Origin of the sequence: Levilactobacillus paucivorans, assembly GCF_001437125.1 — a bacterium.
Taxonomy (GTDB): domain Bacteria; phylum Bacillota; class Bacilli; order Lactobacillales; family Lactobacillaceae; genus Levilactobacillus; species Levilactobacillus paucivorans.
Map to the genome: position 1 here is coordinate 15,562 of NZ_JQCA01000022.1, position 26,380 is coordinate 41,941.

Below are 26,380 nucleotides of genomic sequence, written 5' to 3' on the forward strand. Positions count from 1 at the left end.
ACCCATGCATTTTTCAGAAAATGTGCGTATGATAGTAAACAGTGACGCTAATTTGAAAGAGAGATGTTAAAATGACGCAAGTAAATTCTGACCCAGACAAGGTCTCGCGGAGCAACTTAATCGCCATCTTTGCGGTAGCGCTGATGGCCTTCCTGGGAATTCTAGTGGAAACCTCGATGAATGTGACGTTCCCAACGTTAATGAAAACCATGCACGTATCCCTCAGTACCGTGCAGTGGATTACCACGGGGTACCTGTTGACGGTATCGCTACTGATGATTACCTCGGCCTTCCTCAAACAACGCTTTACGAATCGACAACTCTTCGTGGCGGCCGCGACCGCTTTTATTTTGGGCGCTTCGATTTGTGCGCTCGCACCCAGTTTTGGAATCTTATTATTCGGTCGGATCATCCAAGCCGGTTGTGCTGGGATTGCCATTCCGTTGATGTTTAATGTGGTCATGGAAAGTGTGCCCCGCTCGCGCCTTGGATTCTACATGGGGATGGCCGGGTTAATCCTCATGATCGCGCCGGCCAGTGGCCCAACCTTCGGGGGAGTCATGGTTTCCTTAGCCGATTGGCGGATGATTTTTTGGTCCACGATTCCGGTGGAAGCCCTGGTCTTACTCCTGGGTTTCCGGGCCATTAAGCAGTTCGATCCCGTGTCGAAGGTTCACTTCGATTGGCTTCAATTTATCCTACTCGCCATCGCCTTTGTCAGCTTTACGATGGGGGTCAATAGTCTCAGTACCGCGGGTCTCCTGAGCTGGGAATTCCTGGGTGGCGTTGGCCTGGCTCTTGTGATGATTTGGGGCTACATTCACCTATCCAAGCACAGCGAGCATCAACTTCTCAAACTAGAAATCTTCAAGAATCCCGTCTTCACGTTTAGCTTCTTAGCCTACGTGAGCCTGCAATTCTGCAACATTGGGATTAACTTCGCGCTCCCTAACTACGCCCAAATTGTCGTGGCTGCGAGTTCATTAGCCGGCGGGATGATGTTACTTCCCGGAAGCCTGGTGACGGCCTTGCTCCAACCTTGGTTTGGCCACTTGTTGGATGCGCACGGAGCGCGGTTGCCAATCTTACTGGGGAGCAGTCTCTTTACCTTAGCGGCGGTCTTCTTCACCGTATTGGGGCAACACTTGAGCGTGCTGATCATTGCGATCCTTTACGTTTTATTCAGTATTGGCCGGTCAATGGCTTTCAGTAATACCCTGACAAATGGGTTGAAAGAGGTTGCGCTGACACAGCGAGCCGATGCCAATGCCATTTATAACACGGGGCAACAGTTCGCTGGGTCCTTAGGGACCACGATTCTGGCGGCCTTGATGTCCTCAGTCAAGACGCCAGGATTGTCCAATGCGCAACAGACGGCGCGAGGAAGTCAGTTGGCCTTTGGCTTGATTCTGGTTCTGAGTATTCTTAACTTTGGCCTATATATGATTGTGTTCAAGCACCAAAAGACTGATAAGTAAAAAATATGGACGACTGGCATTTGCCGGTCGTCCTTATTAATTTAGTGATGGAATCTAAGATACAGCCAGTAAAGGAAAATCATCGCAGGGCTAAATTCGGCGATCCGTACGAGAGCATCCCCGATGTTACTGAGCAGGATCAAGTTAGACCAGATACTAGTCTTAGAGTCAATGGCATCAATGGCGGCAAAGTACAGGTAGGTCAGGCCACCATAAAGGCTGCCAGCGCTGATCCCCGTGCTAATCGCCTGAAGCCAGACCGGTTGCTGGCGGCTCAACCGTTGTTGCTTACGGTTTCCGATACCAAGCACGTAACCCGCGCCTAGCAGGTACACAACGACTCCGGTTAGAAAGAAGAGGCTGGTGAGGGCTAACCAGGAGAGTGCGGTGGTGGGATGGCGTTGGGCAAAGAAACTCGTGATAATTGGGGCCAGGAAAACGTAGATGGCCCCCCAGAGGAGCGCCTTGTCCTCGATCCGCTTGGCCGCTAGGCGTTTGGTGTCATCGAATTCTCCGTTGACACCATAGAACCAGATGCTGAATTTGTCATGAAAAGGGTGGTTGTTGGTCATGTTGTTACCTCCCCGAATAATGTTTTAGAAGCCCACTCCGAAGGGCTTCTACCAAGCTTCAGTATAACCATGGCGGCTACCCGTGTCGAGAAAAAAAGTATCCGAAGGTTAGTTCGGATACTCAGATGGAAAAGTTATGACAAATTAAGTCGACGCGAGGATTAAATAAACGGAGCGCTGTGAACATAGCCGAAGACAACTAGCCAGAACCCCCGTGTCGGTGGTCTTAGCCGAGGCTTTGTCTCGGCTTAGAGCACGGCCAACTTTGAAACTCGCGGTTTTAGCGAGGTTCAAGGTTGCCCTGAAGACCGTTTCTCAGGCTTCAGGTCTGCCTCATGGGGGTTCTGGCTGGTTGCCGGAGGCGGCAATGTCACACGCTATCGCTCACGATTTTGAAACTTAATTGGGTAGCGATTGAGTGTGGTGCGAAACACGTCACTCGGGACGTAATACTTGTTTTGAGCCAGCCGTTGGCCGTTGAGGCCGAAGACGTCCTCGGTCATGAGTACCAAGGGTCCCCGACCGACAAAGGCGCGGCGGAAGGTTGATCGATCACGCTCCGACACGGTGATTGTCAGCTGAGAGCTGGCGGCGTGTTGGTAGAGATCTTTCTCCAGAAACTGTGTGATGCTGGCCGAGTCTTCCAGATCGATATCGAAGGCCGTAACCGTGTCTGGCATGATAATGGCCAGGTTGTTGGCCAGGTTGCCATCGTCATTTTGATACCAGATGTTGAGCGTGTAGTAGGGTTCATCGGACCGATGGAAGAGCTGGTCGGTGAAGGCGCTCGGCAGGTTCTCATGGTAGTAGACTTCGCGGTCGGTGACAGGCGTCGTTAGGCTCTTGAAGATCGGTGAGTCGAGGGACTCGATGCCCCGCTCACTGAAATTGTTTTCCCGCTTGATGAAGTGACCCTTACCGTGAACGCTGACGAGCACGCCGTCTTCCTTGAGTAGGGAGAGGGCGGTACGGAGCGTGACGCGGCTAACGTCAAATTCAGTGCGGAGGACCTCCTCGGACGGGAGTTTTTCCCCGGGGATGAGTTGGCCCTGCTTAATCATTTTTAATATCTGATTATAAACTTGAACATATTTGGGTGAACGGTGCATTCATAAGCCCTCGCAATCTATTTCATTACAAACTCATTTTAGCATGGGTTTAGTTGAGAGCATAATTATATTCATAGAAGGCGCCATAGGCCGTCCGGTCGGGCATGAGAAACTCACGAGTGAGTTGGAAATCAGCCTTTTCGAGTAGGTGCATCATGGGCCGGTTCGTATGATTGGTAGTGATTTGGAGGCCAGATAGGTCGCGACTGGCGGCAACGGCGATCAGGTCTTGTAAGATCTGGGTTGCCAGACCATGGCCCCGGCATTCGGAGTGCACCATCAGGCGATGGAGCTGGAGCGTGTTGTCTGCCAGGGTCAGGGTGATCGCCGCGCGTTGGTCCCGACCGTATAACCACAGGAGTTGTTGGTCGATATCGGCCCGCAGGGTATCTGGATTGGGATAACGTGGATTCCACTGGGTGATACCCGCCTGTTGCATTTGGCGTTGGGCATCGGCCAGGAGTTCCGTTAGGCCAGGCAAGTCACTGGTTTGGGCGAGACGTTTATTCAGGGTTGCAATCATGCCTATCTCGCCACCCTTAGAAGATCATGAGGGACATCACAAGCATCATGATCACCCCAAAGACCATGGGTACCGAGGTCCGTTTAACAATCTGAACCGGAGAAAGTTTCGTGGTTCCGGCAACGATCAAGACCACGGCAGCGACTGGAGACACGGCCCGCAGGAGGTTCCCTGCCAATTGCATGGGAACGGACAACGCAACTGGTGAAATCCCGGCAGCCTTAGACAGGGGGATAATCAGAGGAATCATGGCAAAGATCAGGGCAGTCCCACTCCCACTGAGCAAGACGATGACAGCGGTGAAGAGCACCATGACGATTGGTAAGACAATCCCAGAGCTACTCATGTGTTGCATGGTATCTTGGACCAGGTTAATAATTCCGATGGACGTTAAACCTTGAACGAAGACCTGCGCCGAGACCAGCAGGGCGACGATGCCCATGACGGCCCCCATCCCATCGAAGAAGGCGTTGGTTTCCTTCAAGACCTGGCGAACCTGGTGCTTGTAGGAGAGTTCGACAATAACGGCAATGACGAAACTAATCAGACTGACCACTTGGACACTGATTTCGAACTTGGTGCCGGCAAAGATATTGGTGAAGAAGACCACCAGTAACAGCACGATTGGTAACAGGGGTAAGAGGCCGTAAACAAATCCCTTGAAGCCGGTGTAATGCAGATCCTCGGTTGCCTTTTGGGCTTCCTTGTCGTCACTTTGCAGCAGTTCTTGTTCGTAAGTGAGTTCTTCAGGGTGCTTCTTATCCTGGTATTTCTGCCAGAAGTAGTGCACTAACGCGATGGCAATCAACGTTGGAATGGAAACCAGCGCATGTTTTTGGAAGACGTAGTCGGTGACGGACATGTGGAGCTGAGCGGCCACGGCGACGTTGTCAGAGCCCAATGGGGTGGGGACAATGGTTGCGGAGGTCCCGATGATGGCGGCCGCCGTTAAACGTGACATCCCAGTGGCCCGCAGGACGGGATATAAAGTTGCTAATAAGATAATAGCTAAGTTGGAAGCACTTGGCACAACCAGGGAGAGTAAGTTCCCTAATAAGAACACGATTGGCACCAAGATGTAGACGGATTTGATTTTAGCAATCGGCTTCGTCAGGGCGTGAACCGTGACTTGGTTAGCACCGATGTGATTCATGTAGGCACTGTAACCACCCAGGATTAAAATGACGAATCCGGGACCGATTAAGGTGTTTGAGAATTGGTCGACGATTGCCTGGAAGGGATTGAGCCAGGTCAGCCCGGTAGTTGCGGAAACGTCGATCTTATTGCCCAGGATGATGGCGACGTACATCAGGATTAACCCTAAGGATAACAGGGCCATCTTGATGTCGTTTTTCTTCAAAAGCATGTAAACCAATACGGCAACGGCAAGGATACCAATGACAGAAATTAAAATCGCATTCATGAATAGTCCCTCCTAGGGTTGGTTGGTTTGACTGATAGCGGCTACCAGCCAGTCACTGAATTGTTCTGAATCAACATCGGTTGCGACCGTGGCGTTATTTGGCAGGTTCAAGTAGCCGCGGAGGTCCATGAGTGAGGCTCCGGCGGTCATTGCGCCTTGCGTCTCGATCGCAACGTGGGTCTCAACTTCGGTAAACATCGCCGGATTCAAGATGAGGCCCATGGATAAGGCATCATACATGTGAAGCCCGGTCTTGAAGCTACCACCACGGTAGCGGGAGAAGAGGTCGTAGAACATGTCGCCGACTTTACCAAATTCTTTGATCTTAGCTGAGGTTTCGGGCATGACTTTGGCTTGGCGGCCAACTTCCATGGGGGCAATCCGAATCTTTAGGCCACTGTCCATGACAATCTTGGCGGCTTCGGGGTCGGACCCAAAGTTGAATTCGGTCAGGACACCGAAGTTACCGCGGCCCAAGGCACCACCCATCAAGACCAACTCGTCGATATTGGCGAGATCTTGGGGGTAGAGGTGGATGAACAGGGCAATATCGGTCAGTGGGCCGATGCCGACCAGCGTGACCTTAGCGTCGCTGTGAGCGACCACGTCGTGCATGGCCTCAACGGCTGTCTTTGAGGTGTCGGGGAATACCGTGGGTTCAGGGAAAGGATAGCCGTCCATCCCGGTCTTGCCGTGGACACCACTGGCGTCACGTACGGGATACAGCAGCGGCTTTCGACTTCCGGGAACGATGGCCACGGGTTTTTCCAAGAAGCTCAATAAGCGTTGCGTATTGAACGTTGTTTTTTCAAGGCTGACGTTACCGGCCAAGGGACTGATGAGTTTAACCTCGAGTTGATCACTGAAGAGGGCGATGGCAATGGCCACAGCGTCGTCAATGCCGGGGTCGGTACTGATGATGACGGGACGTTTGGTTTGAGTTGTATTTGGCATGAGCATAAGAACTCCTTTGAAATTTATAATAGCGCTTACACGGAGTATACAACGTCGTCTTAAATAATACAACGTTGTATTTAAAAATGATGACTGGGATCAATTATTGAGAACCGTGAAAAATCAGGAATCATGCGGATTGTGGGAATTCACAAATTAATAATAAAATTGATGGCGCGGTGTAACATCAATGGATTGTCGTGCGTTGTAAGCTTGTGAAAATGTGATGGAACGGGAACTTTCACCGATCGGCTAATGACTATGTTAAAAATTACTGGTTTACCGTTTTACGATGAAATAGGGCGACTTGTATTAGTTAATTCAGACAACTCGTCTCATTTTAAGAAAACTTGGTGACACGAAAAAGACCCCCAACGGAAACATTGGGGGTCCAAAGTATGTGTTTTTATTTGATGATTTTAACGAGCTTAGGGTTCCCGGTAATGTAGCCACCGGCGACCTTGTAGCGCTTGGTGCCAGAGATGAGTTGGTTGTGGCCATAGGAGTAATCCCAACCCTTTACCGTGAAGATGTGACCCTTGCGGTAGTGCTTGAGGCGATGGGTGAGAGTCACGTCGCTGTAAAGATTCCGACCACCCTTGGCTTTGACGTGGGTGACCCATTGGGGTTTGTCGGTGGTCACGTAACGTTGGTTCCCGGTAACGAAGGTGCCATCGGCGAGTTGGTAGCGTGTTGTGTCGCCATCTTTGACAAGTTTAGTTACAGCCACTTGTGATCCTTGTTTGAGGTGGGTGAGTTGATCGCTAAAGGTCGTGGTAGTGTGGGTCCAGATTACCTTAGGATTAGTCACGTATAAGGTCTTGGCTGTTTCATCTTCGAGGAAAAGTTTGCCCACATAAGCTGATTTAGCCGTGATATAACTGCCGTCACTCAGCTGGTAACGCGGATTGCCGGCCTTAGATTGCGTCGTGTTAACAACAGTGAATACTGGCGCATAAGCACTCGGCTTTGTGGCGTATTTGCGAATCCGTTCGCTCTTCTTGAAGTCGACGTGTTGGTAGCGGTAAAGCTTTTGTTTGCCGTAGACCCGGAAACTTTGAGAAGTATTTGGTGACGATGGGGCCGGACTGCTGTTCTTGGTATAGGTAATCGTAACGGGTTGCTCTTTTATAGAATCGCTGTTTTTTGTGGAGTCATCGCTTTTATCGAAGGTGACGCTGTTGGCACTAGCTGTGTACCCTGGAATTTCAGGGATCAACGTGTGCTGTGCATCTGTAATTACTTGTCCTTGGTATCCTGTGATTTTCTTAGTTGCCGTTTGACCAGATACTGTGGCCCCAATAGCCGTAAAAGGAGCGGTAGGTAGTGCGGTCCCATCACTTGTACGGTAGGTAATCGTCATATGGGCATCTACGTCTCTAAGCGGGACTTCTAAAGATACATTGACAGATTCTGACGTACCATCATAAGGGACTGTGGCTGCTAATCGTTCTTGGAGGAGTTCCTGATCAATCACGTTGTTCCCAAAAGCTCCAGCTAGTGCTTCGAAATCGGGAACATTAAAATTAGGATACCCGCTCATATATTGGCTGTAGATTTGTTCGGCTTGTTCGGGGGTACAGATATTGTTGGCAACATCATTAATTAATTGAATATTCATTATCGGTGAAAAGCTTGGCTGAGTATTTTTTTCTACTGCGTCCATAATAGCTTACATCGTTGTTTGGTTGTTAGTGTAGGAAATAGGCACATTGTAGTAGTTGGAGGAAGGAGCATCGGGCATTGCAAATATATGCACGGTTGTAGGGATTGTAATGGTGGTATCAGCCGCCTGAGCAATCCCTCCGCCGTGACTGAGCGCCGGCGATAGTGCCGGTCCACCAATGATTAAAGTGCCAAATAAGGCCAAACTAAAGATAAATATTTTTGAGGTTTTCATAATTAGACTCCCTTGCCAAAAATTAGGTCTGGTTGCTGGGCATTCAAAGCGACGACCGCTTTGGATGAGTTGGACATCCTAACAACGTTGTAACGTGTACGCCTGGAGAAATGTGGTCGCACACCTACAATAGTGTGCAGTGCTATCGTTCTCACGGACCTGCCCGAAGGTAACGTCGCTATACAAGTTGTGGCCATTCGAGGCTGTCGCCTTCTAGTTTGGGCAAACGGTTACATATGTCCCTATTATATACACAAGCTAAAAAATTTAGCGAGTTAAATCTTGAATTTTTAGCAGGGATCAGGCTTGGTGTTTCTCAATGAAAACAGAATTAAATTAGTCAACAATCTTAACGAGTTTGGGGTTCCCGGTAATGTAGCCGCCAGCGACCTTGTAACGTTTGGTGCCAGAGATCAGCTGGTTGTGACCATAAGAGTAATCCCAACCCGTCACATTGAAAATATGGCCTTTACGGTAGTGCTTGAGGCGATGGATGAGGGTCACGTCACTATAAAGATTCCGACCGCCCTTGGCTTTAACGCGAGTGACCCATTGGGGCTTGGCGGTGGTGACGTAACGTTGATTCCCGGTCACGAAGGTACCATCAGCAAGTTGGTACCGTGTTGTTGACCTGTCCCTAACAAGCTTGGTTACGGTCACTTTTGATCCTTGTTTGAGGTGGGTGAGCTGATCGCTAAACGCAGTGTCAGTGTGGGTCCAGATTCCCTTAGGGCTAGTGACGTAAAGGGTTTTGGCCGTTTCATCTCCGAGGAAGAGTTTACCCACGTAAGCCGATTTAGCCGTGATATAACTCCCATCACTCAGCTGATAACGCGGATTGCCGGCCTTAGATTGCGTCGTGTTAACGACGGTGAATACTGGCGCATAGGCACTTGGCTTCGTGGCATACTTGCGAATCCGTTCGCTCTTCTTGAAGTCGACGTGCTGGTAGCGATAAAGCTTTTGCTTACCGTAAACTTGGAAAGTTTGAAAGGCTGGTGCCGGTCGCCGGTAGGTAATGGTGACGTTCTGTTCTTTGTCGGGATCGTCGTTATTGTTGAAGGTGATGCTGTTGGCACTAGCCGTATATCCTGGGACTTCGGGGATGAGAGCGTGGCGAGTGTCGGTGTAGGTCTGACCGCTGAAACCAGTCACGACCTTTGTCCCAATACCATTAGCGAGAGTGATGCCGGTATCGGTAAAGGTACTTGCGGGGAGGGCACTACCGTCGCTGGTTTTATACGTGATCTTCATATGGGTATCGACCGGTTTCATTGGCATGGTGAAGTCTACGCGGAAAGAATTCGATGCTTCATCGTAGGAAAATTGGGAGAGTGGCGCGTCCAAAGCAGACTGGAAGGCCGGTTCATCAAGAGCATGACCCTTGAAAGCGGGACTCTGTGCCATAAGTTCCGAGAGAAGTTCAGCCTGCTCTTCGGGGCCACCCCCAATAAATGACGTGATAAATGCGGCGCCTTGTTCGGGAGACCAGAGATTATTTGCAATATTAATTTGTGCAGTTAGTATTAAGGCTTCGAAGCCGGGTTGTTGGCCTTGGAAGTTGGTATCTACGCTTGAAAAGATGTCTCGACCAGTCATTTGACTGGTGACCGCGGGTGTTTCGGTTGTCATGTCAACTTCATGGTCTGCGATATAAATGAAGACATTTGTTTCGTAGCTGTCTTCAGTGTTAGCAGCTTGAGCAACGGGAATATGGCTGTCTAATAAGGATTCAGGTAACAAGAAACTACTGACTAGTAATAGGCTACAGGCGATGAGAGTGGTCATTATTTTTTGAAGAAATTTCATGAGGGAACCTTCTTTTTGTGAAAATATTCACATTTATAAATCTATTATACCTTGAGATATTAAATAACGCTATGAGACAATTTTGAAGGCGTGAACGTAGCCGGAACTAGTGGAAAAAGACCCACAACAAAAATGTTGTGGGTCTAAATGATGTTGACTTATTTGACAATTTTAACAAGCTTAGGGTTCCCAGTAATGTAGCCCCCAGCGACCTTGTAACGCTTGGTACCAGGGATGAGTTGGTTGTGACCATAAGAATAGTCCCAACCCTTTACTGTGAAGATATGACCTTTACGATAATGCTTGAGACGGTTGGTGAGATCAACGTCACTGTAAAGGTTACGACCGCTCACGGCTTTAACCCGTGTGACCCATTGCGGTTTATCAGTCGTGATATAACGCTGGTTGCCGGTAACAAAGGTGCCATCGGCGAGTTGGTAGCGCGTCGTGTCGCCATCCTTGACGAGTTTAGTTACAGCCACTTTTGATCCTTGTTTGAGATGGGTGAGTTGATCGCTAAATGCCGTGGAGGTGTGGGTCCAGATTCCCTTAGGATTAGTAACGTAGAGAGTCTTGGCCGTTTCATCTTCAAGGAAGAGTTTGCCCACGTAAGCCGATTTAGCCGTGATATAACTGCCGTCACTTAACTGGTAACGTGGATTGCCGGCCTTAGATTGCGTCGTGTTCACGACGGTAAATACCGGGGCATAGGCACTAGGCTTCGTTGCGTATTTGCGAATCCGCTCGTTCTTCTTGAAGTCGACGTGCTGGTAACGGTAAAACTTTTGTTTGCCGTAGACTTGGAAGGCAGCTGGTGCGACTGGCGTACTACCATCTTTGACATACGTAACGGTGACCGGTTGCACACCAGATGCATCGACCTTGTTCTTATCAAAGGTTACGCTGGATTTGTTGGCAGTGTATCCCGGAACTTTGGGAATTAGCATGTGATTGGAATCTGTGAAGACTTGCTTGTCGGCACCGGTAATGGTCTTCGTGGCTGTTTGGCCAGTCATTGTCGCGTCAATAGTTTTGAAGGTGTCGGTAGGGAGCGCCGTTCCATCATTTGTTTGGTAGGTAATTGCCATTTTAATATCCGCTGCTTCAGTTGGGATTATGTAACTCACCAAGAAGGGATCGGATTTGCCATCGTAATTAATCGGTAAGTCTAGTTGATATTGAAGGTTTTGTTGATCAATTGTTTTCCCTTTAATGTCCTGCCAATTAGGAGTCTGATCCAAGTTGCTAAACGCTTTGGTGTAGGTGGAAAGCATTGTCGCCTCTTGTCCTTCAAACTGGAGGAGGGTAAGGGCGGCTTGGTCTGCAGTCAAGATATGGTTAGCCATGTCACTAATTAATTGCACTTGAAGCAGGTTGGATCCATCGGGTAAGCGTTGCCACTTGTCCATATCATTAGTCATAGCTCGCAGGGTTGTCTGATTATTAATATAGTCCACATGAAGTTCACTCTTGCTTGTTGGCATACCTGGCATCGTTATAGTTAATTGTGCGTTGCTGTTGTCATCTGTGTCATCTGCATGTGCAACCACCATGTGGCTATTTAGAAATGATGGCGACGAAGTTGTGCCATCAATTATTAGAAGTCCCAATACAGCTAAGCAACTGATAAATACTTTTGTGAGTTTCATAATTATCCCCCTCCGAGTTAACGGATGCATCTATCCTCAGTATAACCGTTAATTAAGTATTTTATCGGATAAAACAAAACGACCCACAACACTTTTGTTGTGGATCTCAACGATATTGACCTATTTAACGATTTTAACGAGTTTGGGGTTCCCGGTAATGTAGCCGCCAGCGACCTTGTAACGCTTGGTACCACTGACACTCAGGTTATGACCGTGGGAGTAATCCCAGCTTTTAACTGTGAAGATATGACCTTTACGGTAGTGTTTGAGGCGGTGGGTGAGGTTGACATCGCTGTACAGATTCCGTCCATCTCTAGCTTTAACGTGAATGACTTTCTTAGGTTTAGTCGTGGTTACGTAACTTTTGTTCCCAGTAATGAAGGTGCCATCGGCTAACATATACCGGGTTACCGGACCGTTCTTGATAAGATGGGTGACGGTGACCTTCGTGCCTTGATTGAGGTGATGAAGGAGTTGCGTCGGATAGTAAAACATCACTGTTCCATGAGTCCAAGTGCCTCTAGGATTCGTGACGTATAACGTTTTGACATTCTTTCGTAGGAAGAGCTTGCCAACATAAGCGGACTTCGCCGTGATGTAGGTGCCATCACTCAGTTGGTAACGGGGGGTTCCGGCTTTAGATTGTGTCGTCTTAACCACCGTAAATACTGGGGCGTAGACACTCGGTTTCTTAGCGTATTTTTTGACACGCTCGCTCTTCTTGAAGTCAACATTTTGGTAGCTATAGAATTTCTGTTTGCCATAGACTTGAAAGGTAGCGGGTGTGCTTGGTGTTGGAGCCGGTGTGACTGGCGTGCTACTGTTTTTGATGTATGTAACAGTGACCGGTTGTACACCGGATGATGCATCGACCTTGCTTTCGTCGAAGGTCACGCTGGATTTGTTGGCGGTGTATCCCGGAACTTTAGGAATTAGCATGTGATCGGTATCTGTGTAGACTTGTTTGTCGGCACCGGTAATTGATTTGGAAAATGACTTTGATTGGTCATCAGTTGTGGCCTCGATATCCTTGAATGTTTCAGCTGGTAAGGCTGTACCATCATTAATTTTGTAGGTGATCGCCATGGTCAGCGGAGCAGGATTAATTGGAATGTCACGTTTAATTGTGAAATCTTGCGTCTGATCGTCTGAGGCGATAGGTTCGTTCAGCATGGATTCAAAAGTAGGCATATCGAGCATAAAGTGGCTTGCTTCATAGTCATAGTAAGAAGAAAAATATGAAATTTCTTGTTCGGCACGATCGGAAGTCAGGCCATTTTGAGAAAAATTACTTAGGAAAACTCCGGCCTGCTTTGCTGTCCATATGTGGTTTGCCACGTAGCTAGCAAGCTGAATTTCTAATGCAAGACTTCCTTTGGTTGCGCCTGCGGTGGATTCGTTAGCCGCAAAGATATCATTGACAGTTGTTTGATTTTGAACGTAGGCGGAACCGATAGAAAGCAAAACCTGCTTATTCAATATCAGGTCTACAGAAACGTTTTGACCCGTGTCGTCGGCCCGTGCGACAGTCTCAGAGTTATTTGAAATCGTCGGCAGGGCAAAACTACCAAGTAGCGAGAGACTGAGTGTTGCCAAAGTGGTGATGAAGAATTTAGTAAGTCGCATGGTTATCCTCCTTGTGTAAACGGTTACATATATCCTTATTATACCCGTTAATCAAACTTTTTATAAGATAAAACAAAAAGCCCCAATCCACAGATTGAGGCCGACAATTCCAATTAAAATTTATCGTCGCAAGATCAGCCGTACCACCAAATTAGTCAATAACGAGATCACCAGGGCGTACCCCAGCATTAGCACCAACCAGATGGCTAGGGCGGTGATGGCGCGCAGATACCCTGTGGCCGCGTTTGCCATAGTCAAGAGGACCGTGACGGCAGTCACCGCCATAATGAAGCTGATCACACCAATCTTAGAGTTGGCGAAGTCGGCATTACTGAGGTCGAAGCCGCCGATGCTGATATTGAGGGACAGCACGATCATCAGAAGCCAGCGCCACCAGTTGGCGCCGACGGGTTGACCGAAGCCTGACCAATCAAGATTAAAGGGATCGGCCATGAGCGTTAGGAGTCCGTGACACACGCCTGGCAGCAGCAGTGCCGTGAGGCCGAAGAGGGCCAGAGCACAACCGAAGATGGGGGCAATTCCGATAAAGAGATTGCCCATCGTTTGGTACCAGTTCCGGCGATTCCAGGTGTGGTTCACGTAACCCAACGTCATGTCAGAGTCGCCGGTCACACCCGGTTGATCGGGATGGGGCCGCTTTAAGAGGCGGAAGGCCACGATGCGGTGACCAAAGAAGATCGCCGTCAGCAGGTGACTTAATTCATGGAGAAAAATTCCAATGAATCCCAAATAGAGTTGGCTGATCATGCCGAATCCGCCAGCTAGATGTTGCTTGGTATTGCGGTTCAGGTAGGTGAGAACCGCGATCAAGAAGAAGGGGATGGCCACGAGATCAAGGCCGGCAATTCCCAGATTCTTGAAAATGAGTGGGAGGTCAGTTACCATCTGCTATTCCAGCAGGTCGGTGAAGGTGCCGTGCACCAACCCGGCCAGGTCGGTGGCATCGAGTTCTACCGACCGTCCGATTTGCCCGGATGAGACCAGAATCTGGCCCTGTTCCTGAGCGGTATTGTCGAGGTAGATCGGGAACTGATTCTTTTCCCAAATCCCAACGGGTGTATTGGCGCCATGCTCATAACCAGTGGTCTTCACCAAGTCCTTTAGTGGCACCATATTAACTTTTTTATTACCAGAGGCTTTGGCGAGTTTCTTTTCGTCGAGGTGTTCGTCGATGGGAAGAACGCCCACGACAGGGCCGGTGACATTCCCACTGAGCACCAGGGTCTTATAGATGTGGTGTTCGTCGACATCGGCGTGGTCCACGTCCATTTGAGCGACATCGCCCTGAATGTGGGTGGCAAATTCAACTTGTTTATAGGCAATTTTATTTTTATCGAGAATCTGTTCGACGAGCGTCTTGTGAAGACGTTTGCCCTTTTTCTTTTTTGACATGTGGGTCACCTTTCATGGTTAAAGTAGTTCAGGTTCCTTCTGGTTGCCACCGTCCGCATTTAGCCGTATGATGGCCGCGGTTACCGATGGGCCCAAGTGAACCCGTTGTCATAAAATATACACTAGCGTAAATGGCGGTAAGTTTCAATCAGAAACACCGGCGGGAACCGTTTTGAAGCCGCCGACTAAGGGAAAACAATAAGTGTTTTTATAAATTGGATCGCACTTTACTCTGAACTGGATCGGTTGTTTTTTGCTAAAAAGCAGACAGCACTTGAAAAACCTGTTATACTCGATACCTGTAGAAGTCTAGTTGAAGAGTTATGAGGAGATATCATGGCAGATTTAGTCTATCGACGCGTGATGCGGGACTTAAAACAACGAATCCATCAAAATGAATTCCCCAATAAGCGGTTGCCAGACGAACGGAGCCTGAGCGAATCCTATGGGGTCAGCCGTAGTTCGGTTAAGCGGGCGCTCAGTGTGCTCGCTACCCAGGGCATCATCTTTAAGAAGCGTGGTGCGGGGACCTTCATTAACCCATTATATATGAAAAACCAATCGATTTTTCAATATGAGGGGTCAAATTTAGGGATTACCGACAGTATGAAGGCTGCCGGATCGACGCCCGGAATCCGTCTTCTGAAGTTTGACGTGGTACCGGCCAGCAAGGAAATCCAACAGGACTTGTTCCTGGCGGAGGGTGATTTTGTTTACGAGATTAAGCGGTTACGGTTATTTAACGACCAGCCGTTCATGATTGAAACCGGCTATATTCCCATTAAGATTGCGCCAAACCTGTCACAAAAGACGGTGTCGGACTCCATCTTTAATTATTTGGAAGGCCAAGGGAAAGTCGTCACCAAGTCCTTCATGTCGATTCAGGCCCAGCCATCGACGGCGGAAGACCAAGAGCTACTGAACTTGAAACCGGTAGAACCCGTGGGCATCATGGAAGGAATTTTCTTCCTGGACGACGGGACGCCGTTTGAAGTTTCTAACATGCGGTTGCACTACAAATATCTGAATTACAACACGTTCGTTTCATTGGACGAGGAATAAGTCTTTTACGACGACTGCCAAATGGCGGTCGTCTTTTTTTATGTGCAATTGGTCTAGCCAGTGTTACCAGTGATGGTAGACGAACTTTAAAATTGGTCTAGTATTTATTTGCAAAATAATAAGCAAATGTTTATAGAATCGTCATCGGTTAAGCCAACGGATTCGGCAAGGTGAAGGCCGGTTATCCGCGTGGTTATAGGCGTTAGGTCACCCTGAAATTGATACGATCCAATTTACATAAAAGTTGACTTTTCTATAAAAGAAGCTATGATGGAGTTGTAAAAAAGCCTCCGGGTAAACATTAACGAGGGTGGTTTTACAACTATCTATCAACTAGATTATGCAGTTACGATTTCAAAGAAGGAGTGTTAATTACATGGCAGCAGATGCAAAATTCGACTCCAAGTCTTACTTGGAAGGCGTTGACAAGTATTTCCGTGCAGCGAACTACCTGTCCGTTGGTCAGTTATTCCTGCGTGACAATCCATTATTGAAGCGTGACTTAACATCTGACGACGTTAAGATCAAGCCTATTGGTCACTGGGGGACAATTGTTTCTCAAAACTTTATTTACGCTCATTTAAACCGAGCTATCTTAAAGTATGATTTGAACATGTTCTATATCGAAGGTTCAGGTCACGGTGGTCAAGTTATGGTTTCGAACTCATATCTTGATGGTAGCTACAGTGAAATCTACCCTAACATCTCTCAAGATGAAGAGGGTATGAAGCGCTTGTTCAAGCAATTCTCCTTCCCAGGTGGGGTTGCTTCTCATGCCGCACCTGAAACCCCAGGTTCTATCCACGAAGGTGGGGAACTTGGTTACAGCTTGTCACATGGGACTGGTGCTATCTTAGATAACCCAGACGTGATCGCCGCTGTAGAAATCGGTGATGGGGAATCTGAAACTGGTCCATTGGCCGCTTCATGGTTCTCTGACAAATTTATCAACCCAGTCAAAGATGGTGCTGTATTACCAATCATCAACATGAATGGGTTCAAGATTTCTAACCCAACCATCCTGTCACGGATGTCCGACGAAGACTTAACCAAGTACTTCGAAGGTATGGGCTGGGATCCTCACTTTGTTGAAATTGAAGCCGGTGACACTGACTTCATGCGGGTTCACAAGGACATGGCTAAGGTTATGGACGAATCCATCGAAAAGATCAAGGCCATTCAAAAGAATGCCCGTGAAAACAACGATGAATCCTTACCTAACTGGCCAATGATCATCTTCCGTTCTCCTAAGGGCTGGACTGGTCCAAAGGCTGACTTAGATGGTAACCCAATCGAAGGTTCATTCCGTGCTCACCAAGTCCCAATTCCTGTTGCCGCTGGCGACATGGAACACAAGGACATGTTGATCGACTGGATGAAGTCTTACAAGCCAGAAGAACTCTTCAATGAAGACGGTTCTGTTAAGCAAGAAGTCCGCGACATGGCCCCTAAGGGCGATCAACGGATGGCTATGAACCCTATCACTAATGGTGGGATCAAGCCAGAACCATTGAAGTTACCTGACTACAAGAAGTACGCCGTGGACACGACTGAACACGGGAAGACGATTGCGCAAGACATGCTGGTTTGGTCACAATACCTGGCTGACACCATGAAGTTGAATCCAACGAACTTCCGTGCCTTTGGTCCTGACGAATCCAAGTCTAACCGGCTTTACGCTATGCTGGACTATGGTAAGCGTCAATGGATGGAAGGTATCCACGAACCAAACGATGAAAACATGGCTCACGAAGGCCGGGTCATTGACTCGCAACTCTCCGAACACCAAGCTGAAGGTTGGTTGGAAGGTTATGTTCTGACTGGTCGTCATGGTTTCTTCGCCACCTACGAATCCTTCGGCCGTGTCGTTGACTCGATGTTGACGCAACACATGAAGTGGTTACGTAAGGCAACGGAACAAGACTGGCGTCATGATTACCCATCCTTGAACTTCGTTGACACGTCAACTGTCTTCCAGCAAGACCACAACGGGTACACCCACCAAGATCCAGGTATGCTGACCCACTTAGCTGAAAAGAAGCCTGAATTCATCCGTGAATACCTGCCAGCCGATGCTAACACCTTGTTAGCCGTTGGTGATGTAGCCTTCCGGAGTCGTCAAAAGATCAACTTGATCGTAACGTCCAAGCATCCACGTCCACAATGGTTCTCCATTGATGAAGCCACTAACCTGGTTCACAATGGTTTGGGCTACATTGACTGGGCTTCGACTGACCAAGGTCAAGAACCTGACGTCGTCTTCGCCGCAGCTGGTACTGAACCAACTTGGGAAGCTTTAGCTGCAATTTCATTATTGCATGACGAATTCCCAGAAATGAAGATGCGCTTCATCAACGTCGTTGACCTGTTGAAGTTGCGTTCTCCTAAGATTGACCCTCGTGGGATTTCCGATGAAGAGTTCGATCGTCTGTTCACGACCGACAAGCCAGTTGTCTTTGCCTTCCATGGCTTTGAAGGATTGGTTAAGGATATCTTCTTCGACCGTCACAACCACAACTTACACGTGCATGGTTACCGTGAAAACGGGGATATCACCACGCCATTTGACATGCGTGTCTTGAACCACATGGACCGTTACCACTTAGCCAAGGAAGCCGTTGACGACATTCCTAGCTACGCCGTAAAGGGTGCCTACTTTGCACAACGTATGGACGACATGGTTGCTAAGCACACTGCTTACATCCGTGAAGTCGGGACTGATTTGCCAGAAGTTAACGCTTGGCAATGGAAGCCTCTCAAGTAAAACTTGATTAATAAGGTCATCATCAATTGCGATTGATGGGACTGGGAGCCTGCATTCTTTGTTGAATGCAGGCTCTTTTTTAAACTCATTGAAATTGACCGCCTGCGGCTGTCAGGGATTCCGCCTGCTGTGGGGACGCTTCAGCCCTCTGGGCTTCTCGCTCGATTTGAAGCCCCGCCAGAGGCGCGGGTCTTCAAAGTCGCCCGTGATGTAAGGCCGAGAAACCCGCTCGGTCTTACATCACCGCCACGGCCGGCTGCATCCCTGACCTCCTCCGGCTAGGTAGATGCCTGATTCAAAATAGCGATCAAAGTCGGCTACCGTGCAATCTCGAACTGGCCACTAGTAAGCTGAAGTTGAAAAATTGAAATTCATTTTTTCTGCCGGTCAGTTGAGTACCTGCTATACTGAGTAAAAACTGAGGTGAGTGGCATGCACGTAGAGATTAAGCCGTTAACAACGGCAGACGTCCCAGACTTCTGGAAACTGGCTTACAGTGATCCGCAGGCAGAATGGACGAAGTGGAATGGCCCTTATTTTCGAGACGAGTTGCCGAGTCGTTCGGCCTTTATTGAGCAGATTGCCGCAGAGAAGTTCATTGGTCATCCGGAACGTCAGGTGATCTGGGTGGATGGTCAGATGGCGGGGATGGTTTCCTACAACTTTGAAGATGGGGCCTTACAGCGCTGGCTGGATGTCGGCATTGTTATCTATCGCTCGGATGAGTGGCATCGGGGGATCGGGCGGCAGGCCCTGACCCAGTGGCTAGACTGGCTGTGGACGCAGACGGACTTGCCACACATTGGCCTGACGACCTGGTCGGGGAATGCACGCATGTGTCGGCTGGCATCTCGGCTGGGCCTCAAGGAAGAGGCCCGGGTGCGTCAGGTGCGTTACTGGCAGGGTCGGTACTGGGATTCTGTGAAGTATGGGTGTCTGCGCGAGGAATGGCTGACCCGAAATAAGGTATAATCGGTCAACTTTACCCGGTTAAATTGGCTTAATCATAAAAATTGTTAGAATCACGATCCTTTTCAGTTGACCTAAAGCCGACTCTAGGTAGTAGACTGAACTTGTTAATAAAATTAGGAGCGTGATTTTGGATGACAAAAACATGGTTAATTACGGGGACTTCCACTGGCTTCGGAAAATCTTTGTCGATTTACTTAGCCCAACAAGCTGACGTGAACTTGGTGGCGACAGCTCGTCACACGGATCAATTGAGTTACCTGGACCAATACGATCACGGCCAAATTTTAAAGCAGACCTTGGACGTGACCAAGGCCGATGAGATTGCGGCCGCGGTCAAGGCGACCACGGAAAAGTTCGGCACTCTCGACGTTTTGATTAATAACGCCGGTCTCGGCTACTTTGGAACCTTTGAAGAAAGTGACCGCGACGCCGTTCGTTACATGTTTGACGTGAACGTCTGGGGTTTGGTTGATATGACCCGTGCCGTCTTACCAACGATGCGGGCGCAAAAGTCAGGGATTGTGATTAACTTCTCCTCCATCGCTGGCTTGGCTTCCTTCCCAACGCTGTCCTTCTACAATGGGACGAAGCATGCGGTTGAAGGGATCACGGATGCCATGGCTCAAGAAGTGGCGGACCAAGGGATTAAGCTCATGCTGATCGAACCTAGTGGTTTCCGGACCGACTGGGCGGGGCGTTCTTCCCAGAAGGCCATGCCAACGATCGACGCCTACAAGCAATTCACGGCGAACATCGAAGGTAGTGCCAGTGATGCTCACCATGAGGCCGGCGATCCCGATAAGGCTGCGGCAATTATTTACGATCAAGTGACGAACCATGCCGCTGACCTGCCACTGCACTTGCCATTGGGTAAGTTTGCCTCAGATACGGCGATTGCCAAGTACGAAAAGTCCTTGGGTGAATTCAAGGCAGAACGCGATCTTTCCATTTCTGCCGATCAACCAGAATAAGTGAAAATGAAACGTTGGAAGTCGTGGCCCAGTTGGGGGACACGGCTTCTTTTTATCCTATGATTGATTGTGCGGGTGTGGTATAACTAAACCATTAGAGGAAAACGATGGGGGACGAGGAGATGCGTTGGGGACGCGCAATTGTATTAATCGTTTTAGTAGGCGCTTTATTAGTGGGACTTGGGTACCGCAGTGGTCAATTTCCACAGTTGTCGGCAGCCGTCGACCATGCCAGAGCGGAGATGCCCTTTCAACAGCGAAAACGGGTGACGACGAAGGCTTCCTCACTCGATGTGCCCAAGTCCGATACACCGGTCGTGGATATCGTCCAGGGGATGGACTTGTCGAAAACTTACTATTACAGGTTCAGTGATAATATGCCGGCCGGGGGTAAACAAGCGTTTGCCGATGCCGTTAGCATTTATAATCAGACGGGGACCGTTCACCTGGTCGCCAACTCCGGCTGGTCCGGGGCGGGTCACAATCGGATTACCTTTTCCATCTATCATAAGCGGATGAAAAAACATGCCGAAATGCTTGAGTTGGGTCATGGGGGTCCGAAGATCATCCAGACCAGTGACTTTCTCGGCACGAAGACCGTCAATCACGCGGAGGCCAGTCTTAACGGGGACTATGATGCGGCTTTTAATGACGATGTTGCGGTGCACGAACTGGGACACGCGTTGGGGTTAGCCCACAGCAAGTCCAAGCATTCGGTGATGTACCCACTGACTCACGGGCAAACGAAGTTGGCTCCGAGTGACGTGAAAAGTTTGAAACTTATCTACAATCAGCAATAATGTTAAGAGCACCTGGATCGGTCATGAGAAATGGCTGATTCGGGTGCTCTTTTTAGTTATTTGGCGATCTTGCGGTGACTCAGGAACCAAGCTGGAATAGCCGTCACAGCAATGAAACCCACGGACCACAGGAAGGCGGTCTGGTAGGCCGCGGTCAGGCCCACCTTGGGTAATTCGTGTTGGATAATGGTGGCGAGGACCGCGGTTCCCATGGCCCCACCGATGTTTTGCAGCATCCGGGTGGCGGTAGTGGCTTCGGCAACTAAGGCTTGTGGTACCCCGGTATAGCTGTCAGCCATGACCGGAATCGTCAGGCCACCTTGGCCGATCCCCCGGACGAAGAGAGTCAACAGAACCAGCCAGGTGCTGGTCTTGGCGGTAAAGAAGACGAAGGGTAAGGTTCCCACGATAGCAATGGCGATGGCAGCTAGGACGACCCAGCGGGCCCCAATGCTGTCGGTGAGTTTACCAATCTGCCCTCGAACGACGAGCAACCCGATACCTTGCGCGATCAGGTAGGTTCCGGACCAGACGACGCTTAAGCCCCGGCTGTTTTGAAGATAGAGGGGCAGAAGGAACATGGCGCCGTTAACTGCGATACCCGAAAGCATTAGGATAATGGCGGAGGCGTCAAAGGTCGGCGACTTGAAGAGTTGGAGGCTGACCAAGGCCTTTTGAGGCAGGAAGAAAGCGTAGAGCACGTAGCCGATCAGAAAGGCCAACGCCAGTAATAGGGGCGTCAGGACCTTCAGAGAGGTGAAACTATCACCGGTGCTGAAACGCGTGATCCCAATAATGGAAGACGTGAAGAGGCCGGCTAACAGGACGAGACTGGGGATGTCGAGGTGCTTGCCACGACGAACGGCCGGGAAACTTGGCATCTTCCAAGCCAGGAGAACTAATGAGATGAGAACCAATGGAATATTAATCAGGAAGATCCAGTGCCAGTTCAACGTTTGAATCAGATAACCTCCAACAGTGGGGCCCAAGATGGGAATCAGGACGGCTGGCATGCCCACGATGGCCATGAGCTTGCCGAGACCATTCCCCCCGGCAACCTGAACGATGAGGGTGGTAATCAGAGGGACAATGAAGCCGGCTGCGGCACCTTGGATGACGCGGCCGACAATCAGCAGTGGCAACGTAGTGGCCCAGCTGGAGACGATGGACCCCAGAAGAAAAACCACCAAGGCCCACAGGTAGAGGTGCTTACCATTGAACCAGTTGCTGGCCCAACCAGCGACCGGGACGGCGATGCCCATGGCGAGAACGTAGCTCGTGGTGATCCACTGAATGGCGTTGACGGAAACGTTTAACGACTTCATAATGGTGTCTAGAGCAACGTTGGTCATGGTGGTATCGAGAAGTGGAGCAATGGCCCCAACGACCAGGAATAGCGCGACTTGAATGATTCTTTTAGTTGAAGTTTGTGAATTCATGATGGTCACCTACATTTCAAATTAGATACGGACGTATCTTATATTTAAAGATGGTACACGCCTTTTAACCAAAAAACAAGGGAGAGCAAGTCGATTATGGCGGAAAAGAAGAAACGACGTCGTGGCGCCGAACTTGAAGCGGCGATTTTAACGGCGGCTTGGGATCAATTACAGGCTAAGGGGTATCGTGACCTAACCATTGAGGGCGTAGCGGCCGCAGCCGCGACGACTAAGACGGTCCTATACCGGCGTTGGCCGGATAAGGCGCGTCTGGTGATTGCTGCGCTGAGTAAGTTTGGTGAGATGCCCAGCTACCAGGGAGTGGATACTGGGAGCCTCCGTGGCGATCTGCTCGATCTCTTCGGCCAGATGGCGGCCGTGCTGGCAAAGCTGCGAATGGGAACGTTACGGGGGATCTTAGCCGATCGGTTGGATAAACTGGATTTAGGGCAACTCATGGGTAAGGCGAATACCAGTCATACGGTGAAGGAGCTCATTCACCCCATGTTGGATCGGGCCGCGGCCCGCGGCGAAATTGCCAGTGCCGACCAACCAGAACGGGTCGTGACGCTTCCCGGAGTGTTGCTGATTAACGAGGTGATCGGCCAACGGCAATTGACCGTGGCGGCTCAAGTGGCCATTGTTGATGAGATTTTGTTGCCGGTATTTCAGTCGGTCGCAGCTAAATAGAAAAAACAACCGTGATCCTATCGAGAATTGACTCGAGGGATCGCGGTTGTTTTTGATTAGGCTTCAGCCATTAAGGTCACGAGTTCAGACTTGCGTTCTGAATGGATCAAGGTTTCATACTTGTCGTCATCTTCGAGAATATCAAGTAAATCGCTGAGTGCCTTTAAATGTTGCTTTTCACGCTTCGGCGCTAGGCAGATGATGGTGGTAATGGTTTTGTCTCCCATCTTGACTGGGTGTTGTAGTTCTAAGAGGGACATCCCCAGCTTGTGAATCTTGCTAGATGGGGCGGAGTGAGCTAACAAGACGCCGCCTTTGACAATCATGAAGGGACCATTCTTTTCTAGTTTCCGGATGATTTCAGTGACGTAACTCTTGTCGACGTAGTCACCACTCAGAAGCGGAAGGAAGGATCGTTGAATCGCTTGTTTCCAAGTCAAGATCCGCGAGGTGACGTGGATGTGATCTGGTGTCAGAAGTTCTTGAATGGATGGCCGATGATTGCTATCTACGACATCTTGGGGATCGTTTGCAGCAGTGTCGCCGCTAAAGTAAGCCTGGAGCTTACGTGAAAGTGCGCGAGGGTTCGGAATCATGACGTCGTTAGAGATAATGTCCATGACATCATTTGTCATTTTGGTGGCATCCAGGGTACCCAGTAGCCCGACTTTATGAAGCGCCTTGTCGATTTGGGCGAAGTCATTATCCGTTGGAATACTTTGAACCGTGAGCTTAGGGGTATCTTGTGTAGTCTCTACGTCAATTGTTGAAATGATGAGCTTGGCATGAACTAGTGGTTCAAGCCGATCAAATTCTCTTAGGCTCAGGGGATGAGAGAATCTAATCTGGCTGTACTTGCGCTTTAAGGTTTGCTGAAGAAAGTAGGAGGTGCCCACGCCGCTGGAACAAATGAGGAAAACATCGACGTTGGGATTGAAGGTTGACGTGTTGCTAAGGTAGCTGGTCTGGCCACCAAAGTAGGTGGTTAAGAGGGCTAACTCATCACTCGATAATGTTTTATGCATGAAGTCTTCAAAAGGTTGAACTGCATAACTGGTTAAGGTCATCAGTTCTTGATAGTCACGTTTGATATCTTCAAGGTTGGCTGCGCGATAAGGAATTCCGGCCATGACTCGCTGGTAGGTCGTAATCAGGTGAGCTTTCAATCCGTTTCTGAGGTTAGGCGTGCTTACCTCGGCACCAGAGATGCTATTGAAGCGGCTGATAATTTCATTAACTAAGATGTCGGCGGGGAAGTTCTCCGTGAATGCCCAGTGGGCCACGCTCTTGGTTTGCGCACTATAAATGATATCGCGGAAGAAGGTAACCTCATCAATTGAAACGGGGATCTCATAGTGCGTCATCAGGTTGGTAATCCAGTCGTTGACGACCTTGTCGCCAGGTGTCACGTGGTCTGGAGAACTAGTCAGAGTCAATGTGGGATTGAGCTGAATTCGCTTCAAGCACCACGACAGGAAGGTAGCGAGTAATTCGAGAGAGTTGTCGCTGAAGATCACCCGGCTTGCGCGCTGTAGGGTAATGAGCTCACCGATTAAGTAACGGTAATGGGCCCCATGCATCTCGTTAATAATCAATGGATTATTATGCAAACTGACCTGTTCACAGACCCATAAACGCTTTTCTCTTTCATTACCGATTAAGCGCTTACCATTTTTGTCATTGATAATTTCAAAATTTTCGGGTAAATGTTCACGGACCCCTTGAATATCATTGATGACCGTGTTCTTTGAAACCCGAAAATATTTTGCGAGTTTTATTAGTGAAACGTGGTCCTTGTTTTGAATGAGGAACCAAATGATGAGGTCGCGTCGCGAATATTTATTCGAGTAGGCAATGGGATAATCATCTTCCTCGAGGTTGTCGTAATGTCGCAGAGCTTCCTTAGTCTCGGGCGGCAAGAAATACTGACTCTGCGCGAGTTTGGCGATGCGGTCGAGTTGCATTTCATCGAGCTGCTTGTTAAAACTCGTAATCCAGTAGAAGGCACTTCTTCTGGAGATCTTGAACTCCATTTCAATGTCTTTGATATTAATGTAGTCGTGTTCAATGAAATACGTCGCAAGTAAATTGATTCTCTTTTTATGGCTAATAACGATCAACAGTTGTACCTCCTTAATGTAAACGATACCAATAGCATACCATTCAGTGAAGATTAAAAAAGAGTGAGCTTGTCCAATTTTTGCACTTTCCAGGTGAATCAACTTGCCTTTTTGCATTTTCGTGTAAGCGCTATCATTGTTCTTGTAGAAAGGAACGAGGTGAACAGGGATGAACAATGTCGCTAATTTTGTTGACGTAGTTACAGCGTTTGATATCGATGCAGATTCTAAGGAAGAAGCCATCAAAGCCGTAATTACTAAACTGGACGCAGCTGGTAAGTTATTGGATAAAGAAAAGTTTCAAGCCGACGTCTTTGCTCGGGAAGCGGAATTACCTACTTATATTGGTTTTGGATTTGGGTTACCACATTCTCAGAGTGATTACGTTAAGGACGCTACAATCGGAATTGGGAAACTAACCCACCCGGTAGAGTGGAATGACGGAAAGAAAGCCGATTTTATTTTTCTGATTGCCGTACCTTATGGTGGAAAAGAAAATACGCATCTTAAAATCTTAGCAAATCTTTCACGGTTACTGATGCATGATGACTTTCGAGACAAACTTCGGAGCACATCTGAAACAGAGGTTCGAGATTTGTTAATGGCTAGTCAAAACCCTCACAGGAGTGAATAACATGGCTGAAAATGCAAGCAAGAAAAAGCAGAGTTGGTGGGCACCAGCGCAAAAGCACTTGATGACCGCGACCGGGTACATGATTCCCTTCGTTGTTGCCGGTGGTATTATCTTCGCACTTGCCGTAATGCTGAGTGGGAAACCATCAGTTCCAACCACAGGGAACCTTGGAAAATTAGCTTCAATTGGTTCCGCCGGGTTGGCATTGTTTATCCCCGCTTTAGGTGGTTACATCGCCTTCAGTATGGCCGACCGTCCTGGTTTAGCACCTGGTTTCATTACCGCATACTTAGCGACTCAGATTCATGCCGGGTTTATCGGTGGGATTATCGGTGGTATCATGGCCGGATTCGCCGTTAAGTACTTAAAGAAAATCAAAGTTCCAAATAATTATCGGACATTAACGACTATCTTCCTTTCCTCGATTTAAAATTGAAGTGCAACACCTGCTCTACTAGACCAGTTCTTTATT

At 48.8% G+C, this 26,380-nt stretch carries 23 protein-coding genes; 9 read left to right on the forward strand and 14 right to left on the reverse strand.

Annotation, left to right across the window (positions count from 1 at the left end; translation table 11 throughout):
• The first annotated feature begins 71 nt into the window (after positions 1-71).
• The gene (locus tag IV54_RS01375; RefSeq protein WP_057877609.1) at positions 72-1,478 is read left to right on the forward strand and encodes an MFS transporter; all 1,407 of its coding nucleotides are present in this window, start codon (positions 72-74) and stop codon (positions 1,476-1,478) included.
• Between the two features lie 41 nt (positions 1,479-1,519).
• Here the strand turns inward: IV54_RS01375 and IV54_RS01380 are convergent, their stop codons facing one another.
• The 12 genes from IV54_RS01380 to ybaK all read right to left on the reverse strand — a co-directional run bounded on the left by IV54_RS01380 (position 1,520) and on the right by ybaK (position 14,456).
• The gene (locus tag IV54_RS01380; RefSeq protein ID WP_057877610.1) at positions 1,520-2,050 is read right to left on the reverse strand and encodes a DUF3278 domain-containing protein; all 531 of its coding nucleotides are present in this window, start codon (positions 2,048-2,050) and stop codon (positions 1,520-1,522) included.
• A gap of 377 nt (positions 2,051-2,427) precedes the next feature.
• Entirely contained in the window at positions 2,428-3,159 is a 732-nt protein-coding gene (locus IV54_RS01385) for a GntR family transcriptional regulator (protein ID WP_057877611.1), read from the reverse strand.
• 49 nt (positions 3,160-3,208) lie between these two features.
• A complete protein-coding gene (locus tag IV54_RS01390; RefSeq protein WP_057877612.1) occupies positions 3,209-3,682 on the reverse strand; it encodes a GNAT family N-acetyltransferase in 474 nt (157 codons plus the stop codon).
• 16 nt (positions 3,683-3,698) lie between these two features.
• Positions 3,699-5,105 carry a C4-dicarboxylate transporter DcuC gene (gene dcuC / locus IV54_RS01395; protein ID WP_057877613.1) on the reverse strand — a complete coding sequence of 469 codons (1,407 nt, stop codon included), beginning with the start codon at positions 5,103-5,105 and terminating at the stop codon, positions 3,699-3,701.
• 12 nt (positions 5,106-5,117) lie between these two features.
• Entirely contained in the window at positions 5,118-6,065 is a 948-nt protein-coding gene (locus tag IV54_RS01400) for a nucleoside hydrolase (RefSeq protein WP_420806158.1), read from the reverse strand.
• A 400-nt stretch (positions 6,066-6,465) separates the two neighbouring features.
• Positions 6,466-7,680: a DUF5776 domain-containing protein gene (locus IV54_RS01405; protein WP_057877615.1), complete on the reverse strand. Its 1,215-nt coding sequence runs from the start codon at positions 7,678-7,680 to the stop codon at positions 6,466-6,468.
• 51 nt (positions 7,681-7,731) lie between these two features.
• On the reverse strand, positions 7,732-7,959 hold the full coding sequence (locus IV54_RS01410; protein WP_057877616.1) for a hypothetical protein: 228 nt from the start codon (positions 7,957-7,959) through the stop codon (positions 7,732-7,734).
• Positions 7,960-8,295: 336 nt separating this feature from the next.
• Positions 8,296-9,768 carry a DUF5776 domain-containing protein gene (locus tag IV54_RS01415; RefSeq protein WP_057877617.1) on the reverse strand — a complete coding sequence of 491 codons (1,473 nt, stop codon included), beginning with the start codon at positions 9,766-9,768 and terminating at the stop codon, positions 8,296-8,298.
• A gap of 158 nt (positions 9,769-9,926) precedes the next feature.
• The gene (locus tag IV54_RS01420; RefSeq protein ID WP_237756642.1) at positions 9,927-11,417 is read right to left on the reverse strand and encodes a DUF5776 domain-containing protein; all 1,491 of its coding nucleotides are present in this window, start codon (positions 11,415-11,417) and stop codon (positions 9,927-9,929) included.
• 120 nt (positions 11,418-11,537) lie between these two features.
• A complete protein-coding gene (locus IV54_RS01425) occupies positions 11,538-13,043 on the reverse strand; it encodes a DUF5776 domain-containing protein (protein WP_057877619.1) in 1,506 nt (501 codons plus the stop codon).
• A 120-nt stretch (positions 13,044-13,163) separates the two neighbouring features.
• Complete coding sequence (locus IV54_RS01430) at positions 13,164-13,949, reverse strand: hypothetical protein (protein ID WP_057877620.1); 786 nt, start codon at positions 13,947-13,949, stop codon at positions 13,164-13,166.
• A gap of 3 nt (positions 13,950-13,952) precedes the next feature.
• A complete protein-coding gene (gene ybaK, locus IV54_RS01435) occupies positions 13,953-14,456 on the reverse strand; it encodes a Cys-tRNA(Pro) deacylase (protein WP_057877621.1) in 504 nt (167 codons plus the stop codon).
• A 336-nt stretch (positions 14,457-14,792) separates the two neighbouring features.
• Here ybaK and IV54_RS01440 point away from each other — a divergent pair, with 336 nt between their 5' ends.
• From IV54_RS01440 to IV54_RS01460, 5 genes are all read left to right on the forward strand, one after another.
• Positions 14,793-15,518 (forward strand): GntR family transcriptional regulator, encoded by a 726-nt coding sequence (locus IV54_RS01440; RefSeq protein ID WP_057877622.1) that lies wholly within the window; start codon positions 14,793-14,795, stop codon positions 15,516-15,518.
• Positions 15,519-15,894: 376 nt separating this feature from the next.
• A complete protein-coding gene (locus IV54_RS01445) occupies positions 15,895-18,282 on the forward strand; it encodes a phosphoketolase family protein (RefSeq protein ID WP_057877623.1) in 2,388 nt (795 codons plus the stop codon).
• A 432-nt stretch (positions 18,283-18,714) separates the two neighbouring features.
• Positions 18,715-19,254 carry a GNAT family N-acetyltransferase gene (locus tag IV54_RS01450; protein ID WP_057877624.1) on the forward strand — a complete coding sequence of 180 codons (540 nt, stop codon included), beginning with the start codon at positions 18,715-18,717 and terminating at the stop codon, positions 19,252-19,254.
• Positions 19,255-19,385: 131 nt separating this feature from the next.
• On the forward strand, positions 19,386-20,225 hold the full coding sequence (locus IV54_RS01455) for an SDR family NAD(P)-dependent oxidoreductase (RefSeq protein ID WP_057877625.1): 840 nt from the start codon (positions 19,386-19,388) through the stop codon (positions 20,223-20,225).
• A 122-nt stretch (positions 20,226-20,347) separates the two neighbouring features.
• Positions 20,348-21,025: a matrixin family metalloprotease gene (locus IV54_RS01460; RefSeq protein WP_057877626.1), complete on the forward strand. Its 678-nt coding sequence runs from the start codon at positions 20,348-20,350 to the stop codon at positions 21,023-21,025.
• A 56-nt stretch (positions 21,026-21,081) separates the two neighbouring features.
• Here IV54_RS01460 and IV54_RS01465 read toward each other — a convergent pair whose 3' ends face one another.
• A complete protein-coding gene (locus IV54_RS01465; protein ID WP_057877627.1) occupies positions 21,082-22,464 on the reverse strand; it encodes an MDR family MFS transporter in 1,383 nt (460 codons plus the stop codon).
• A gap of 96 nt (positions 22,465-22,560) precedes the next feature.
• Here IV54_RS01465 and IV54_RS01470 point away from each other — a divergent pair, with 96 nt between their 5' ends.
• On the forward strand, positions 22,561-23,154 hold the full coding sequence (locus IV54_RS01470) for a TetR/AcrR family transcriptional regulator (protein ID WP_057877628.1): 594 nt from the start codon (positions 22,561-22,563) through the stop codon (positions 23,152-23,154).
• A gap of 56 nt (positions 23,155-23,210) precedes the next feature.
• Here IV54_RS01470 and IV54_RS01475 read toward each other — a convergent pair whose 3' ends face one another.
• A complete protein-coding gene (locus IV54_RS01475; protein ID WP_057877629.1) occupies positions 23,211-25,274 on the reverse strand; it encodes a BglG family transcription antiterminator in 2,064 nt (687 codons plus the stop codon).
• Between the two features lie 169 nt (positions 25,275-25,443).
• On the opposite strand from IV54_RS01475, the gene IV54_RS01480 reads away from it, so the two are divergent.
• Together IV54_RS01480 and IV54_RS01485 are read left to right on the forward strand one after the other, a co-directional pair.
• A complete protein-coding gene (locus IV54_RS01480; protein ID WP_057877630.1) occupies positions 25,444-25,908 on the forward strand; it encodes a PTS sugar transporter subunit IIA in 465 nt (154 codons plus the stop codon).
• A 1-nt stretch (position 25,909) separates the two neighbouring features.
• Positions 25,910-26,338, forward strand: a complete 429-nt coding sequence (locus tag IV54_RS01485) for a PTS sugar transporter subunit IIC (RefSeq protein WP_237756643.1) — start codon at positions 25,910-25,912, stop codon at positions 26,336-26,338.
• Positions 26,339-26,380 lie beyond the last annotated feature (42 nt).